The organism is Bdellovibrio reynosensis (genome assembly GCF_022814725.1).
GTDB classification, from domain to species: domain Bacteria; phylum Bdellovibrionota; class Bdellovibrionia; order Bdellovibrionales; family Bdellovibrionaceae; genus Bdellovibrio; species Bdellovibrio reynosensis.
In genome coordinates, this window is the sequence record NZ_CP093442.1 from 1,329,142 (window position 1) to 1,344,251 (window position 15,110).

At 42.7% G+C, this 15,110-nt stretch carries 17 protein-coding genes; 6 read left to right on the forward strand and 11 right to left on the reverse strand.

What is annotated here, in order from left to right; genetic code table 11:
• Positions 1 to 4 precede the first annotated feature (4 nt).
• From MNR06_RS06180 to MNR06_RS06190, 3 genes are all read right to left on the reverse strand, one after another.
• Positions 5 to 493 (reverse strand): YybH family protein, encoded by a 489-nt coding sequence (locus tag MNR06_RS06180; RefSeq protein ID WP_243540153.1) that lies wholly within the window; start codon positions 491 to 493, stop codon positions 5 to 7.
• A gap of 102 nt (positions 494 to 595) precedes the next feature.
• Positions 596 to 2,089 carry a carboxylesterase/lipase family protein gene (locus tag MNR06_RS06185; protein WP_243540155.1) on the reverse strand — a complete coding sequence of 498 codons (1,494 nt, stop codon included), beginning with the start codon at positions 2,087 to 2,089 and terminating at the stop codon, positions 596 to 598.
• A gap of 125 nt (positions 2,090 to 2,214) precedes the next feature.
• Positions 2,215 to 2,796 carry a class I SAM-dependent methyltransferase gene (locus MNR06_RS06190; protein WP_407933201.1) on the reverse strand — a complete coding sequence of 194 codons (582 nt, stop codon included), beginning with the start codon at positions 2,794 to 2,796 and terminating at the stop codon, positions 2,215 to 2,217.
• A gap of 187 nt (positions 2,797 to 2,983) precedes the next feature.
• Between MNR06_RS06190 and MNR06_RS06195 the strand changes: the two genes are divergently transcribed.
• Positions 2,984 to 3,322, forward strand: a complete 339-nt coding sequence (locus MNR06_RS06195; protein ID WP_243540160.1) for a hypothetical protein — start codon at positions 2,984 to 2,986, stop codon at positions 3,320 to 3,322.
• A 31-nt stretch (positions 3,323 to 3,353) separates the two neighbouring features.
• Here the strand turns inward: MNR06_RS06195 and MNR06_RS06200 are convergent, their stop codons facing one another.
• Complete coding sequence (locus tag MNR06_RS06200; protein WP_243540162.1) at positions 3,354 to 3,677, reverse strand: hypothetical protein; 324 nt, start codon at positions 3,675 to 3,677, stop codon at positions 3,354 to 3,356.
• Positions 3,678 to 3,938: 261 nt separating this feature from the next.
• On the opposite strand from MNR06_RS06200, the gene MNR06_RS06205 reads away from it, so the two are divergent.
• Positions 3,939 to 4,613: a hypothetical protein gene (locus tag MNR06_RS06205; RefSeq protein WP_243540164.1), complete on the forward strand. Its 675-nt coding sequence runs from the start codon at positions 3,939 to 3,941 to the stop codon at positions 4,611 to 4,613.
• Positions 4,614 to 4,640: 27 nt separating this feature from the next.
• Here MNR06_RS06205 and MNR06_RS06210 read toward each other — a convergent pair whose 3' ends face one another.
• Positions 4,641 to 6,284 carry a hypothetical protein gene (locus MNR06_RS06210; protein WP_243540167.1) on the reverse strand — a complete coding sequence of 548 codons (1,644 nt, stop codon included), beginning with the start codon at positions 6,282 to 6,284 and terminating at the stop codon, positions 4,641 to 4,643.
• A complete protein-coding gene (locus MNR06_RS06215) occupies positions 6,281 to 7,096 on the reverse strand; it encodes a S1 family peptidase (RefSeq protein WP_243540169.1) in 816 nt (271 codons plus the stop codon). The genes MNR06_RS06210 and MNR06_RS06215 overlap by 4 nt, the downstream gene beginning before the upstream one ends.
• A gap of 350 nt (positions 7,097 to 7,446) precedes the next feature.
• Between MNR06_RS06215 and MNR06_RS06220 the strand changes: the two genes are divergently transcribed.
• The gene (locus MNR06_RS06220; protein ID WP_243540170.1) at positions 7,447 to 8,139 is read left to right on the forward strand and encodes an RluA family pseudouridine synthase; all 693 of its coding nucleotides are present in this window, start codon (positions 7,447 to 7,449) and stop codon (positions 8,137 to 8,139) included.
• A 39-nt stretch (positions 8,140 to 8,178) separates the two neighbouring features.
• Here the strand turns inward: MNR06_RS06220 and MNR06_RS06225 are convergent, their stop codons facing one another.
• The 5 genes from MNR06_RS06225 to MNR06_RS06245 all read right to left on the reverse strand — a co-directional run bounded on the left by MNR06_RS06225 (position 8,179) and on the right by MNR06_RS06245 (position 12,710).
• Positions 8,179 to 10,701 carry an autotransporter outer membrane beta-barrel domain-containing protein gene (locus MNR06_RS06225; RefSeq protein WP_243540171.1) on the reverse strand — a complete coding sequence of 841 codons (2,523 nt, stop codon included), beginning with the start codon at positions 10,699 to 10,701 and terminating at the stop codon, positions 8,179 to 8,181.
• Positions 10,702 to 10,708: 7 nt separating this feature from the next.
• Complete coding sequence (locus tag MNR06_RS06230) at positions 10,709 to 10,972, reverse strand: hypothetical protein (RefSeq protein WP_243540173.1); 264 nt, start codon at positions 10,970 to 10,972, stop codon at positions 10,709 to 10,711.
• Positions 10,973 to 11,104: 132 nt separating this feature from the next.
• Positions 11,105 to 11,401: a DUF1622 domain-containing protein gene (locus tag MNR06_RS06235; protein WP_243540175.1), complete on the reverse strand. Its 297-nt coding sequence runs from the start codon at positions 11,399 to 11,401 to the stop codon at positions 11,105 to 11,107.
• Between the two features lie 186 nt (positions 11,402 to 11,587).
• Positions 11,588 to 11,827, reverse strand: a complete 240-nt coding sequence (locus tag MNR06_RS06240) for a hypothetical protein (RefSeq protein WP_243540177.1) — start codon at positions 11,825 to 11,827, stop codon at positions 11,588 to 11,590.
• Between the two features lie 157 nt (positions 11,828 to 11,984).
• Positions 11,985 to 12,710: a hypothetical protein gene (locus tag MNR06_RS06245; protein ID WP_243540179.1), complete on the reverse strand. Its 726-nt coding sequence runs from the start codon at positions 12,708 to 12,710 to the stop codon at positions 11,985 to 11,987.
• A 136-nt stretch (positions 12,711 to 12,846) separates the two neighbouring features.
• Between MNR06_RS06245 and MNR06_RS06250 the strand changes: the two genes are divergently transcribed.
• The 3 genes from MNR06_RS06250 (at position 12,847) to MNR06_RS06260 (ending at position 15,047) form a co-directional block, all read left to right on the forward strand.
• On the forward strand, positions 12,847 to 13,239 hold the full coding sequence (locus MNR06_RS06250) for a SpoIIAA family protein (protein WP_243540181.1): 393 nt from the start codon (positions 12,847 to 12,849) through the stop codon (positions 13,237 to 13,239).
• Between the two features lie 381 nt (positions 13,240 to 13,620).
• Positions 13,621 to 14,238, forward strand: a complete 618-nt coding sequence (locus tag MNR06_RS06255) for a hypothetical protein (RefSeq protein WP_243540183.1) — start codon at positions 13,621 to 13,623, stop codon at positions 14,236 to 14,238.
• Between the two features lie 44 nt (positions 14,239 to 14,282).
• Entirely contained in the window at positions 14,283 to 15,047 is a 765-nt protein-coding gene (locus MNR06_RS06260) for a TfoX/Sxy family DNA transformation protein (RefSeq protein WP_243540185.1), read from the forward strand.
• Positions 15,048 to 15,110 lie beyond the last annotated feature (63 nt).

Here is a 15,110-nt window from a genome sequence, read left to right on the forward strand (position 1 = left end):
ACCTTCAATGTCTTGGATTCTTTTCGGGATTAAGATCAAACATCGCTTTGTCGGTTTCCATATCCACAGGGACAGAGTTGTTTTCGTGGATGATCATCCACTTCCCGTTTTGTTTTTTTAAGCCTGCTGTATAGCGAGCAAAGACATTCATGGTCTGTCCTTTGTCATCTGCAAAATTCATGTGCGTGACAGCAAAAAATATCGCCAAGTCCTCGCTGACAAAAGTTTTTTGGTAGACAAATTCATACTGAACCGCGCCTTGGGTGTATTGTTCAAACATTTCCCAGTTCTTGCGATACTCTTGGGCCCCTTCGATTTTCATTGGTGGCATAAGATCAAATGCAACCACATCGGGAGCGTAACAGGATAGAATTTTCTCGATATCTCGTGAACGAATGCCGTCGGCCCATTGATCCATCAGGGCACGCACTTCAGCTTCCGCAGAAGCACTTGATCTATTTTTATTTACTTGGGCATTGGTTTGTGGTTCCAAAGGACCTCCGTGGGTTTTCCGCCTATAATGGCAGGAAAATAAAGGTGATCAATTGACCTTGGAAAAAAGCAGAATGACTTTTATGCAGCTCTACAAAAAGTTTTATTCAAACTTAATGGATCCCTTCCATTGCGGATCATCAGTCCAAAAGAAGCTAGTGAAATGGGAAATCATTTTATCGCGCAGCTCTTCGCGGGATTTTTTATTTTCATCACTCCATGCGAAACGCAGAAAGTTTTCGTTGTGGGTGTCAAAATTTCCTAAGAAAAATGCAACATCCAATCCATGGACTGCTCCGAAGACTTCATTCCATGGATAAGGTGTTTCATCCCAAGCAAATGTATATCGATACGTAGGAGTATAAACTTTGGCACCCAGGTAAAGTTTAAACAAAGTGTTTTCTAGAGCTAGGGAGCTTGACTTAGTCATTGCCTTAAATTTCAACGGATGCACCGACAATAGGTCATCGATCTCAAGACCCTTTGGTGTCTTTTGAATCCATTGCCACAATTCTTGCTGCGTGGGTTTTAAGAAAGAACTTCCCACCATGTAAGTGCCTTCATCCCTAGTTAACCCCATGATCAAAGGAACTTGCTGAAAGTCCCCTAAAGCGGCGCCCTCAAGGCCGTGGGGAAAGACAGTTCCATCATGAATATGTTGAATTGGAATGGTAAAGTCTTGGGCTTTGATGATTTCTTCGGTGCTACGGGAATATAAAAACTCTCGCAGATATTTTTCGCTTTTTGATTTTATAAAATCTTGGGCATCATCATTGTTATTAGCAAGACCTGCGTTGACTATAAGATTTTTCAAAAAATCATCGGCGCGGCATTCAGCAATTTTTCGCGGGTAAGAATTTGGAAGCCCAGAAGAACATATAGCTTTATGAAATAAATTTTTCGATAATGGCGTTTGCAGTAAACCCCATACATTCATACAACCCGCAGATTGTCCCATGATCGTGACATTGTTAGAATCGCCACCAAAGGCCTGAATATTATCTTTCACCCAGCTCAACACTTGGATTAAATCCAAGGTGACGTAATTTCCGGATTGATCCAGTTTATCGCCGCTATTGATTAACGGCGAAGCCATAGCGCCAAGCATGCCTAAGCGATAGTTCATGCTCACAAATACGATTTTGCTTTTTTCAGATAAATAAGCACCATCATAGATAGGGTCTGAAGCCGTTCCCTTAAGGTTTGAGCCACCATGAATCCACACCACAACAGGAAGTTTTTCTTGAACTTTGCGAGGCTTCCAGACATTAAGGTAAAGACAGTCTTCCTTCCCAACCGGCTTATCAAATTCCGAAGCCGGAACACGGGAAAAGAAATTTCCTTTTTGCGGGCACGCGATGGCAAGTTCTTGGGCTTTCAAAACTCCTGACCAAGACTTTACCGCGCGCGGAGCTTTCCAACGTAAATTCCCTACTGGCGGCGCCGCATAGGGAATGCCTAAAAAAGCTTCGGTGTTTTTTAGTTGAAGTCCTTCAACCCATCCGTCTTGAACTTTGACTTGTGGATTTTCTAATCCGTGGGCTGTAAGAAAGACAAGACTTAGAATTACTGAAACCATTAATGAAGTAAGTCGCATAACTGCCCCCGTCATGGGATTCAAGATAGACTTGGTTTCGGGACTGATTCAAAGAAAACTGATTAGAACAACATCATCATGTTGTGCTGCATTTAATTATTGCGAAAATTCCCATGAAGTCTTGGTTATATCCAGTGGACTTCAACTGTTGCTTGAGTCTGCAATTCCTTTTCAGGGGGACGAATCGGTTTTACGGCGCGAAGCTCAACATGCATTTCTCTGACAACATTTCTGTAGTGTCTGATGCGATGAAAAAGTTCGGCTTGAGTCAATTGCCCATGCTCTGCCTGAGAAATAAAAAGCGTGATTTTTTCTGTGCGCCAATCACCAAGGTAACCATAATCAGCGCGCCAATAATAGGGCTGAGAAAAATAACCGAAGCTGCCAAGATAATAAGGGCGCACGTGGGTTGGATCCTCCCACGCGTCATCACTTGTTCCATAAGGAAGGCGAATTGTGAGTGATGCCTCTGGGGTCGCCACGCGGTGAAGCTCTTGCATCAGCGGCAAAGTGTCTTTGATATGCTCAAGCACGTGTTCCATTTTAAATTCGCTGATCGAGGAATTTTCAAACGGTAAAGGCATTTCCACACAACGGTCTAAATCAAACTCAAGATCAATTCCCCTCCCCTTTTTTAGATCTAAATTGATCCAACCTTCTAAAGGGAATCTGCCACATCCTAGGTTCAGTCTATTGGCCACTGTCATCTCCGTTGCTGCTTAAGGGGTATTACAGACTGGGAACTGCTGTAATGCAAGCCCGGGTAAGGTAACTAGAAACGTCACTTTTTTGGGGATATAAACAGCGATCAGGTCTATTAGCGATTTTAACCCATATTCGCTGGGTAAGGCCTTTGCATTGTAACCCAGCGAATTTTAAGTCGGAGGTTCTAAAATGAAAGCCCTATTTGCAGCATTGGTTATGACCCTGTCCTTTTCCCAAGCATTTGCGGATGGATATATCACGTGCACGGCTATTGACCCAGATAACGGTCAAAGAGACGACATCATGGCCCTAGAGGCTGACATCGCCTTTATCTTAACTGAAAAAGGTGACGACGGAGTCCTTTCCTATATCGGTGAAAAAAACGGAGTTCGCAATTTTTCGAATTCCAAAGTTCAGGTGATCATGAATAATAACGATCATACTGTGACCGTGATTCAAAGGGCCACAGGCGCAAGCAAGGTCCACACCGAACTAAAATGTGTGGGATCAGGTGATGATATCGAATAAAAAAAGCCCCGAGAAGGGGCTTTTTTTTTGACTAGAACGTTGAATAGCAACGGCTAGAAGTAATGACTTGGTCAGCGTCGCGGACCATGTAAAGGCAGCTATACTCTGAAGAGTGCAAATGAACACGAACATGAGGGATCACATCCCCTTTAGGAGTGATCACTTGGGAAGGTTGAACTTCCACGTCTTGAACGTGAGCCAGGCTGCACATTTCGCTTAAAGCATATTTTTGGTGAGTCGCCACTGTGTTTAGGGCTTTCATAAATCTTTCTTTGTGTTCATATTTGCTGCAAAGGTCGCCAGCTAGGGCTGCAGAAGACACCAAGAAAATCATTGTCGCTAGTAAAAGACGCATTTTTTATCCTCCATTCGGGTTTAAAAGCCTGGGGAAGGTAATGGACGCAGCCTAAGTTCTCAATGACTATCCCCTGGAACCCACAAATCGAAAATGCATTGAGAAAGAAAGAGCGGAGCCTTAGGGTGATATCCATTTGACGCGCTCCATTTCAAGTTTGAAAAGATATCTAAAATTCTTTCACTTCTGACTCTATCTTTGCCCTTTTAAAGGCTTAGAATGTATACATTCGTTGTAAACGTCCGCTAGAGAGAGGCCCAAATGTCAGCAAAACCGTCATTCCGTGACAATGTTGATGAGAACATTAAAGAAGAATTCATGACTGTAACTTTAAGTATTTCAGAAATGCTTAAAGCTGAAGGCAAAACTGTTCGTCCCTTTCTTTCAGGCATTCCGTATTTCTCTCAGCTACCTGCAGAAAAAAAATTGAACGTTCTTCAACAAGTGCGCTTTTATCAAGAACTTTGCCAAAGCCACATCAGTGAAGGATATAAAATCAACGACAACCTTTCATTTACTTGGCGCGCGTTCCGCAAATTAGGTTTGACCCCAAGTTCAGATCTTTTCAATTACGTTGAAAAAGAAGATATCGTTGAGATTTATTCTAAAGACCAAATTCAACTTTTCAGAAACTTTAATTTCTTTGACTGCTGTTCGTACACTTTAGAAGAGCTGCACACGTTGGAATGGTGGACTTTGTTTGAGCGCGATGCTCAATACAACCAGATGATCTTAGATGAAGCTTTAAAGGCTATTTCTGGTGATGTTCACGAAACTTTTGAGCCAAACGTTCCTTGGCACCCATTGCGCGAGGCCCGCTCTGCTGAAAAGTTAACAATGCATATGGGAATTCGTCGTATGGCACCCGTCTATAAAAACAAACGGGTTGAAGGATTGGTGGTTCTTGAAAGAGCCACTGTCTTGAATAAAGAATAAAAAGCCCTGAGAAGGGCTTTTTTCATTTTACCAAGCTACTGACGCTTGTTCATTCAGATAGAAAATCATCGCTTCGTAATTTTTTGTAACGGCGGCAGAATAGCCTTCCCAATTATCAAAATAGGAGATCGCCCAGGCATATCCAGCCAGTGCTTCGGCGCCAGCCTTGCCACCATTAGGATGTCTGCGCAGAACGGATTGTTCTAGTTCATCGATCTTTCTTTTCCAACAGCGATTATGGTCGCGATTGTTTGGATTGCCCCCGCATTCATATAGAAATGAAGTGTAGCTTGTCGGAAAAGCCGCTTTGTAAATCGAAGTGCCTTTTAAGAAATTGGACATCGATAAAACCGCTTTTTCATATTGGTAAATCACGCAAGCAATAACCAAAGCTTTTTTACGAATGCACATCCACGTCGTGTACGAATCATAATTGTCTTTAAATTGCTGCATACTTAAAGCGATGCCATCTTTAATGTTCTGAGCACCATTTTTTTCTCGGTCCACCCGTTGCAACATGTGATCGGTTGTTCTTTGCACAGCCAAGTGGAAAATTTGTTTAGCTTGTCCCATGTCAGTAAACTTGGTGGGAAATTCTTCTTGGGGCTTGGGTTGAGGCTGCGGCGCAGGCGGCTCTGGAACGCGAGACGACTTGACCAAATCCCACACATACCAGGCCAGTTCTTCACGCAAATGACTTACTTGCTGCATATACCTAGAGCCAGAATTTGCTTCTAAGTAAGCAAGTGCATAAGCCAAGGCTTCAAAAGCCTGTGATGCATATTTGCCGGCAGTTGGATTTTTAAGTTTGATTCTTTCTTCCAGTGCTTCAATTTCCTCGGTCCAACAAGTATTAAAATTGTTTGCGCTCTGGTCATTGCATTTTTCCGATAGTGAGTCAGATGATGAATGCAAGCTTGCCAGCTCTTTATCGAGGTCATGTTTATAGTGAATGGTTCTGAATAAATTCGCTAGCTTTCTTAATTGCTGAATTTCACACTGTTCGTTCGCTCGTCCATTTTGCTGGCAAATGGCGCGCGTGAAGGGAAAGAAGTTTTGAATGAATTTATCCATTTCTTCTTTGATGGTAGGGCTTAGATCAGCATCACGGTCCACAGCCGCAATCGCACATTCTGCCGCTTCCGCCGCCCAGGTTTTTAGAAGTTCCTGATTTTCAATCAATCCTTCTCGGTCTTCGTGTTCTTCCTCAACTTCCTGACCAAGACAATTTGTGGGCTGTATTGGTTCTGTAACTTCACTTTTCAGAAACTCTAAAGTACGAGTGCATTCTGAAATCTTTAAACAAGAATCCAAGTCCACCTGATAGCCACCAAGTTCTGCAAAGCCTTCAAAGCTAGCCTCGTTGTCCGTGTACATAATAACGTAATAATATTTATTAGCCACTCGGCCTTGATCAAATTCGATAAGAATTTCTACGCGTGAATCCGCAAATCCTTCTTTAGCAAGATCAAATTTATACCAGCCATACCCTTGCGCTGTTTTATTGGCACAGTCCCCGGTCCAAACTGATTTATCCGGACGTTGCCAAACTAATTCGGAAGGATGAAGGACCGTGCAACTTGTTGGTGGTTTTGGTGGTAGCGGTGGACTGCCGGCAAATCCTATTTGGGAAAAATTAAAAAACAAAACAAACAGGAAGAGTTTTTTCATAGGTTGGCTCCATTAACCAAATAGGGTTTATAAAAATCTTGAACTGAAAACAGGTTTAACGATTTATCCCAACCGTGAAAATCATCCTTAGTTACCGCTAAATTTGAAATGGCAATTCCACACAAATGCAAACGGCCGCCCTGCTTAATAAACAACGGTCCCCCTGAATCCCCAAAATAGAAACTATTAGTTGGGCTTCTTAGGGTATAAATGGCTTCTTTGTTGGCCTGATCTATTTTGACATCTAGTCTTTTTAAAACTGGTGAAGAGGAACCAGTTTTAGAAGTCGCACCATAACCAGCAGCGGTCACTGGCGCACCCAATTTTATAACTCCATACCAGTCGCTAACGATCGGCACAGGTCTAAATGAAGACGGAATGTCTTCATCAAGTAAAACAACGGCAATATCATAGTTTTGCCTATTCTTTTTTTCTGGAAAGTACTTGGGATGAATAATGTGATGAGCCGCTTTATACCTAATAGCTTTATCTAAGCCTTCACTATTACGATTAAAGATGACGGATATATTTACTTTCGCATCTGCTCGGTCCTTATCAAAACAATGGGCCGCTGATAGCAAAACTCTCGGGGCAATAAGAACTGCTGTACAGCTTCCCGATTTTAATTTTACTCCATCCGCTAGAATAGTTATGCCTAGTTTTACTGTATGAAGGGCAATTTCATCGTTTTCAGCAACGATAGATCCACCTATGATTCCATTCGGATTTTGATCTGAGACTGAATGCCTTGGCGACGGCGCACACGATGTTAGAAGAAAAGAAATTAAAAGCAGACTTATTAAATATCTCAATTTGATACTCCACTGGAGAACTAAAAAATGGACCCTCTAAATAGCCTCTTGTTGAGTTTTTATCAAAGATAAAAGTAAGCTTTGATTGACCTTACAAGTGTTTAATGACGTCTTCCTTCGTGAAAAAAGTTCTTTCAGGCACCGATAACCCTCACCCTGACCCCCGCCATCACTAAAAAAGCTAGGTCCCTTTTCGCGGTCATCGGGGTTTTCATACTGGGTAAGGCATTCCGAAGTCGTTGGTGAAGACGGAATTACGGGACCCCACGGTAACATTTGGGAAAAAGTGAAAAATCGCTATGAAGCATTAAAGCCTTCATTATTACCTTAAATTCAGATACTTTCCGGGAATGAAGAAGATTCCTAAAAAATATCAGCCCAAAGGTTTTGAAATCCTGCATGAGGATTTAGACGTTATTGTCGGCAATAAAGCGCCGGGGATTCTTACTGTTGCTGCCAAATGGGAGCGTGAAAACACTGTTCACGGCGTTTTGAATCAATACATTCGTAAGGGAAATCCCCGCTCAACTAAATCCGTATTCGTGGTTCATCGCCTGGATCAAGCAACTTCCGGGGTTTTGATTTTTGCAAAAACTGAAGAGGTGCAACAGTTTTTGAAAAATAACTGGAAAGACACCAAAAAAACCTACTACGCCATCGTGCACGGAAAGATGGAAAAGAAATCCGGCAGAATTCAAAGTTATCTGACTGAAGACGAAGATTACGTCGTTCATTCAAGCAAAACTTCGGAAGAAGGTAAACTTGCGATCACTGAGTATGAAGTTTTAAAAGAGACTGACAAATTTAGCTTAGTTAAAGTCAATTTGGTGACTGGCAAGAAAAACCAAATCCGTGTGCATTTTGCAGGCGAAGGCCATCCGCTTGTTGGTGACAGCAAATATGGAAAACCAAATGCGAGCTTTAAAGATTTAAGGCTGCATTCTGCAGAACTCGAATTCACTCACCCGCATTCGAAAAAGCGCATGAACATCAAAGCCCCGGTGCCAGCGTACTTCCGAAGCTTGATAGATTTTGAATATTAGATATTAGTGATACGGAAGAGCAGCTTTCCAACCCCGAGTCTAAAGGCGTTTGACCCAGATCTGCAATTTGTCGTCGCTAGGAATTGAGATATCAGCTCTACAATTCTTAGTGGCTGTATCCGTAATAGTTTGAATATAGAAAGTTTTATTCGTCTGATCAGAAGCGTAAGAGAAAAAGCCTCTTAAGTGAACCACTTCATCTTCATAAGCTCCGTGAGTACCGGAATGATTTGTACCATCCCAAAGGCGCCATCTGCAATAAACGCCGCCATCGACGGGATACATTGAGTACATAAAGACTGATACTTCGTAATCGCCAGCAGGCAAGCTTGCAAAGCGAATGGCGGGAATTTTTCCCTCTGTAGGTGCTGACGCTAAACCAGTCACAGTCGCTGCTGCGCAATCTGCATCGGCGGTCGTATAGGAAGTGAAACTTGCAGGTGCAAGCTGCCACTGACAGTTCGTTGCTCCTAACATTGTGAGTGAACCCACTAAGGAATTTGTTGCAGGGATATTGGTGCTGCAGACAATCCCCGTTCCAGTTCCATCCGAAGTACACATTTTATTTGCCGTCATACCGGTAACGCCCAAGGTGGGAACGTTGCCAGAAGAACTACCGGTCGTTGCTACTGCGGCTGTTCCTAATCCTAAAGCCGTGCGAGCATTAGCAGCCGTTGTTGCCCCTGTTCCACCGTTGGCTATCGCTAAAACAGAAGTTCCAACAGTAGCAGCTAATGAAATGTCTAAGGACCCGAACGCCGGCGCACCACCACCAGCAGGAACGCGCAATACCTGGCTTGCTGTGCCTGCAGCCGTACTTACTGGTGCGGCACCCGCGCCCCCGCCTAGCACCACTCCGTTTGCTGCCAGTGCTGCTGAAGACGCCATGGTTGTTCCAGAATCAAAATAAGGAATACCACCGCTTGTGCCTGAAGTTAACCCAGTGCCACCTTTAGCAACCGTTGCTGTTGGAAGTAATGTGGCTGAAACAGTACCGGAAGAGAGGTTACTTGCATTTAAACTTGTTAACGCGGAACCATCGACGGCCGGAAGTTTTGAATCCGCACCCAGCTTCACGATCTGATTCGCACCCGTTCCGGTATTTACATTTGCTACACCAGAAGCAATCGTGATTCCAGACACAGCAGCACTGGTATCAAATCTTAAAATACCTTTTGTCGCATAACTTGCATCGCTAGGTGCTGCACCCGTCGAGTCTGCTGAACAGTCCCAAGTTTTAGCCGTGTTATTCCATTTTAAAATTTGTCCATCAGCGCATGCCGAAGTACTTGCAGCCACTGTTTGTTTTGCAGTGCCATCGTAAAAACGCACGGCTTTCATATCAGAGTTATACCAGCTTAAACCTTTGTGACCCGCAGCAAGCACAAGGGCATCTTCTTGAACTTGAGTTAAATTTCCTAGCAATAAAGTTTTGCCTGAACTCATGGTGATATGGCCTGAAGCTAGGATATCTTCGCTTCCCATATTCAAATCACCAGTCATCGTGCCGCCAGCAAGCGGAAGTTTTGGCGCCGCTGTATCAGCAGAACTGATACGAGCATCCACTGCTGTGTTGAAATCAGACATCTGGCTTGCGGTCACACTGATATTAGAACAAACGAAAGTGTCACTCGCCGATTGCCAGATTAATACTTGGCTTGTTGTACATTGAAGCAAACTGCTCATTTGCAGTCGATCATCTAAAGCGGTTTGTAAGCCTGTTGTTTGCGAAATTGGTAAAGAAGCTACACTCAATAAGCCTGCTACCGTGACTGATAGACCGGAACCAATTTGCACAATACCTGTTGAAGTCGTTGTCGCAACTGCCACAGCTCCACCCGTGTCCGTCACACAAGAAAAACTTGTGCCATTGGATTTTAAGACTTCTCCGGCAGCACAGGTTGGTAAGGCATTTTTAGCGAAGGTTTGAACTGTGGGATCATCTTCATTATTTGGAACTTCAGTTGCAAGATCAGTTAGTTTTGCATAGTTCGCAGCTGCGACACCACCAAGTTTATCGGCGTCTTTTGCTTTGGCTGCTTCTTGCGCCACCATCGCATACGGCACCGTGCCGACTTGATAGTAAGGTAAAATTGCTCGGGCTCCACCTGTTCCCGTATCAAAGATTATTTTTACTTTGCGAATATCGCCAGCCGCCGGAGTATAACTTCCAGAGCACACGGTTGATTCAGAACCTTGGTGAGCTGACTGTAAAGCATTTACTGTTGCTGAAGAATTAGAAAATACCTTAAGCAAGTTTTCGCGGGATTGTTCTTGCCCTGCAGCCGCATAAACGTTCACTGCTGCTGTACCAGTGCCGACTGAAATAGAAAAAACACCCTCTGACGTTGAAAGGTCTTTTCCTAAATGTTGTTCTTCATACAATAAACAGTTGTCAGAGCTAAGGATTTGAACTTTGAAGTCTACGTTTGCTGCTGCTAATGGTAGGTCGCTAGAGTTATCTAAAATTCTTCCAGAAATATGAACTGACTTGGGACCTTCCGCATAAGCGATGGTGGCCATCAGTAAACCGAACATAAGTATGCTATATCTCAACGTCATAACAGCCTCACATCACTTGGTAACGAATATTTAGTTCCGCGCGATACGCTCCGTCTTGAGATTGAGCTTGTTCAGAGGATGTGATTTCTCCCACGACTCCTTCAACTCTGTATTGTCCTGATTGATCCTGTGCTTGAATTTGATTCGAAGGGGAAATAGTGGCTTTTCCCTTTGCCGCAATCAAGGGTGCGACCGTTTCTTCTAAAGAAACTATCGACGCTTCCAACGAGCAGCCCGCAAGAATTCCCGACAGAATAAAAACAAAACACATTCTCAAGCGCATGTATTAGATTTATCGGGTTCCTTAGTATCGACCTTAAACTCATTACTGTTTCGTAAGACAAGTATGGAAAATCCATGGATTTTCCCGGAATTTCCCTATGACTTTAGATAGGAGCCAATGCTAATCGGCTTTTCGTGACCACGGCCAGCGGCCTTCGATTTCCACTTCTAAAGAGAAGCTTAAGAACGTTCTGATGATAACAATAAGCGCGAGCACACCCAGCGATATAAAGGTGGGCTCTACGGCGACGGTACCGATGATATCCCCTGCCACGAGGAATTCTAATCCCAGCAAAATCGCTTTACCTAAAGAGCTTCGTAAATTTTCGTAGGCGTGTGGGTTCTTTGCAAAGTGTTCGCGAACATAATTCACAGTGGCGATAAGGCCGCCAATGACAATGACTAATACTCCCCACACTTCTATCACTTTAGCGAGGACATCGAGATTATGATTTATCGTAGAAAGTAGTGGCGACTCCATTTTGGTATGGTAGCGCCTATGAACGATGCCGAAAGAGAATAAAATATTTCTTTGCTAACTATCATCAAAAAAAAGGCAGTCTTGATGACCGCCTTTTTTTGAATTCTCTTTTTTAGGAGATTACTATTGGCACTGATCTTTTAGTGCTTTTTGAACGTTTTGGTAACGAGCATAGATCTCTTCGTATTGATCCATGTACAACTCAATTTTATCTTCGTTCATTGTGCTGTTCATTTTTTCCTGAATCCAAGAAAGTTCAGCAGCAAGTTTACCTTTGTAAGAAACCAGTTGACCGCAAGAAAGAGCTGCTTGAGATACAGAAGCTGACAAAAGAATAGAAAGAGCTAAAACACAAGTTTTCACGATTTTCTCCTAGGTTGGGCTATTTTCAGGCGCAACCTATGATAGAGGCATGAAGAAAACAAATGCTTTTTGGTTATTTTTCTTTTTTAGACAAAATCAGAGCTATTTTTCATTAAATAACAGATTTTTTTAATTGGAGCTGCTTAGCTTCTAACTGTTAATAATGGAATTCCATACCCTTAAATTTGATCACGCGACGATTTTTCTCTGCCACTAAGTGGGCCCAGTTAGGGAGATTAAATCTTTGTGGGGCTGCGATCTCATAGATCTTTTTTGTGCGCACGTTTTGAATTTGAAGTGTGTATTCATACGCAATTGTGAAGCGCATGTATTTCTTTGTTACGCCGATCACTTCAAACTTGCTATAAGCCGGAATTTTTTCATTATTTAAAACAGTGGGAAATGAATTGATCACATGATCACCGACAAGACCGCGGCCTGTTTTTAATGTCGGGCTCATGGAAAGTTGATCTTTGATTTGGCTGAAGTTGCCAACAACAGTTCCAGGCGAAGCCCTGACACCCACTTTGACGCTAACACCTGTGGGATAAAGATTTTCATCTAATTCTTCTAAAACGATGTTGTAAACGACATCGTTGATCTTTCCTTCTTTCATGTCATAGGTCTCAAAAGAGTTCGCGGCATTTATGCGAAAGTACTGATCCTTTTTAATCATCTTTTGTTGGTACTCAGTGAATTTTAAATCAACCTTAGAGTCACCTGTAGGCATCATGAATTCGGGATATTTTTCGACAGTGTAAACATCTGCTTCAGCGACCAATAACAACCGTGTTCGAAGTTCGCCAAAGGTCACCGGTTCACGCTTTTCTGCGAACGCTATCGAACCTAATAGTAATAGTAATCCAAACACTATCTTTGCCATGTCTTGGGCTTTGCAGAATGTATTCCAGATAATAAGAAAATTAGCTAATTATAGAGTAAAAACTAGTGTCCATTTTTTTGACAGTATCCCCATGGTGTCACTTCCTGTTTCTAAATTTCGATGAGACCCTTCTACCATGGTTGAATTACTAAAAGACTTCCCGCCTTACGTTGTTGCCTATAAAGCCACTGGAAAAGTCTTTCAAGATGAATACGAGCGAGTTGTCATGGCCAGGGTCGATGAAGTCGCTGCTCAATATGATGCCATCAATTTTTTAGTACGGCTTGAAACTGAAATGGAAAACTATAGCGTGGCGGCGCTGATTGATTATTTGAAAATCAGTTTTAAACATATTCATCGTTGGAATCGGATGGCGATTGTTTCAGATGAAAAGAAGGTTCGTTTATTTTACGACGCCTTAAGCCCTTTAGTTCCAGGTAAGATCATTGGCTATGAATTAAAGGATTATGACAAAGCCAAGGCTTGGGTGTCGGAACCTTTCTTGCGAGATGAAAACTGGCTAAGATAAGTCGAGGTCGATTCTCAACGGCCTTTCATTTATTGAGAATTATTCTCTATTAATAGCCTTCACCAAGATTCTCTCTAATCCTAATCTTACGGAGGTGTTCAGTGCGTATTGTTCATCTTGTATCTGGAAGTGAATGCAAAAGTACTCTGTTGTCGGCTCATGCAATGAATCTGCTTCAAGCGCTTTTCAATAAGTCAGCTGACGCAAAAGAATTGGCTCGCTTGTGTTGCAAAGCCGGACTTTGCCCGCTTACTTTGCGCGATAAACTTAAAAAATAATCTGCACTAATTGTGGCGCCATTGTAACTTCAGTGACGGGTATTTAACTTATACCTGCAGTCATTTTCATGTAGAGCTTCCTCTTCTTTAAATTGGAGTTCTAATGAAAAAATTAATTATTGCAGCCTTGATCATGGCGAATCCTGCTCTTGTGTACGCAGAAAACAGACCCAATCCGCCTGCTAAAAATTCAGATGTTTATGACATCAGCGACTATGACAGCTTCAATCCCTATTTTTCAAAAGAAGAACTTAGAATCATTCGCGAATTAGCACTGCAAGAGCCGCAGTATAAGTCTTCAGAAGACCATGACAAAAAAATCGTGGTTGTCACTGAGACTGAAGATAGCTTAGGCCCTGTGACTGTTTTTGGGTTTAGCGAAAAAGAAGTGCTAGCGATGGATAACGATCCGCAAGGGGCTGCTTGTTCAGATAAGCATAACCAAGGCGATATTTCTAATCGTTGGTGTCATGCTTACTTTGTAAAACTAGTCGACACCTATTTGCGCAAGCAGGGTTTGAATAAAAATCTTTCTGCTTTATTGGCCGCTTCGATCTTTGTTCCCAAAGAATTTCTTTATGACAAAAATCCATCTGCTTCTGATCTGGTGATTGCCGAATATGAAGTCTTTAATCGCTTCGGGACTAAGCAGAATACCCGCCTGACAGTTTCGCTTTTTGGCGACAAGACGGTATTTTTAACCTTTCAAAAGCGGTTTTAAATTCCGAAATTGAAAAACGCTGCAGTTCATACTAGTTTAGGCCCATGGCAAAAGAACCTGGCGAACTGAAATGGATTGAAGATTTGCTTCCCGAGCATCGTTACCGCCGAAAATCCATGTTCGGCGGGTTTGCCTATTACTTTGATGAAAAAATGATGCTTTTGATTTTTGAATCAAAAGACAAACGGTGGAATGGTCTTATGTTTCCAGTGGAGCATGATCTTCAATCGCCGATTCTTAAGAAATTTCCTGAATTAACTCCGCACATGATTTTGCCTAAGTGGCTTTATCTTCCGATTTCCACCGAAGGTTTTGATGAAGTGGCAACTGAAGTTATTCGCGAAGCTTTGCGACCAAATAGCGTTTGGGGAAGTATTCCTAAGCCAAAAAATAAAAAAGGCAAAAGTAAAAAACAAGACGAAGTTTCAGAGAAAATTGATACTCGCCGTCCGCGCATGTTTTCTGATGAACCCGTTGAAGATGTTTTAAAGAAAGCCAAAAAAATTTCTGATTTAAAAAATCTCGGTGAGGTTTCAGAAAAACAGTTCGCGCAGGTTGGTATCACCACTGCTGCTCAATTCATCAAGCTTGGCTGGAAAAAGACGATTCAGAAGCTTGCGGCCCATGATCCAAAGCACCGCCACTCCCTTTATGCCTATGCCCTGATCGGGGCCTTAACTAATACGGAGTTCTCACGAATTTCTGATGAGGAAAAGGCAGAAGCCCGGGCCTTCGTAAAATCGTTGCCTAGGGAAAAAAAGAGCCCTGCCAAAAAGAAAAAAGTGTCTAAAAAATCGACTAAGAAATGAATAATCTTAGAGAATTTTCCTTTTCTTAGGGGTTATTCAAGTTCCCTCTTGCGCCCCAGGGGA

Excerpts from the sequence above, each read along its gene's own strand:
- MNR06_RS06185 (WP_243540155.1), bottom strand. The coding sequence starts at position 2,089 with ATGCGACTTACTTCATTAATGGTTTCAGTAATTCTAAGTCTTGTCTTT.
- MNR06_RS06250 (WP_243540181.1), top strand. The coding sequence starts at position 12,847 with ATGGTTGAATTACTAAAAGACTTCCCGCCTTACGTTGTTGCCTATAAA.
- MNR06_RS06220 (WP_243540170.1), top strand. The coding sequence starts at position 7,447 with ATGAAGAAGATTCCTAAAAAATATCAGCCCAAAGGTTTTGAAATCCTG.
- MNR06_RS06255 (WP_243540183.1), top strand. The coding sequence starts at position 13,621 with ATGAAAAAATTAATTATTGCAGCCTTGATCATGGCGAATCCTGCTCTT.
- MNR06_RS06190 (WP_407933201.1), bottom strand. The coding sequence starts at position 2,796 with ATGACAGTGGCCAATAGACTGAACCTAGGATGTGGCAGATTCCCTTTA.
- MNR06_RS06260 (WP_243540185.1), top strand. The coding sequence starts at position 14,283 with ATGGCAAAAGAACCTGGCGAACTGAAATGGATTGAAGATTTGCTTCCC.
- MNR06_RS06210 (WP_243540167.1), bottom strand. The coding sequence starts at position 6,284 with ATGAAAAAACTCTTCCTGTTTGTTTTGTTTTTTAATTTTTCCCAAATA.
- MNR06_RS06245 (WP_243540179.1), bottom strand. The coding sequence starts at position 12,710 with ATGGCAAAGATAGTGTTTGGATTACTATTACTATTAGGTTCGATAGCG.
- MNR06_RS06230 (WP_243540173.1), bottom strand. The coding sequence starts at position 10,972 with ATGTGTTTTGTTTTTATTCTGTCGGGAATTCTTGCGGGCTGCTCGTTG.
- MNR06_RS06205 (WP_243540164.1), top strand. The coding sequence starts at position 3,939 with ATGTCAGCAAAACCGTCATTCCGTGACAATGTTGATGAGAACATTAAA.
- MNR06_RS06195 (WP_243540160.1), top strand. The coding sequence starts at position 2,984 with ATGAAAGCCCTATTTGCAGCATTGGTTATGACCCTGTCCTTTTCCCAA.
- MNR06_RS06225 (WP_243540171.1), bottom strand. The coding sequence starts at position 10,701 with ATGACGTTGAGATATAGCATACTTATGTTCGGTTTACTGATGGCCACC.
- MNR06_RS06200 (WP_243540162.1), bottom strand. The coding sequence starts at position 3,677 with ATGCGTCTTTTACTAGCGACAATGATTTTCTTGGTGTCTTCTGCAGCC.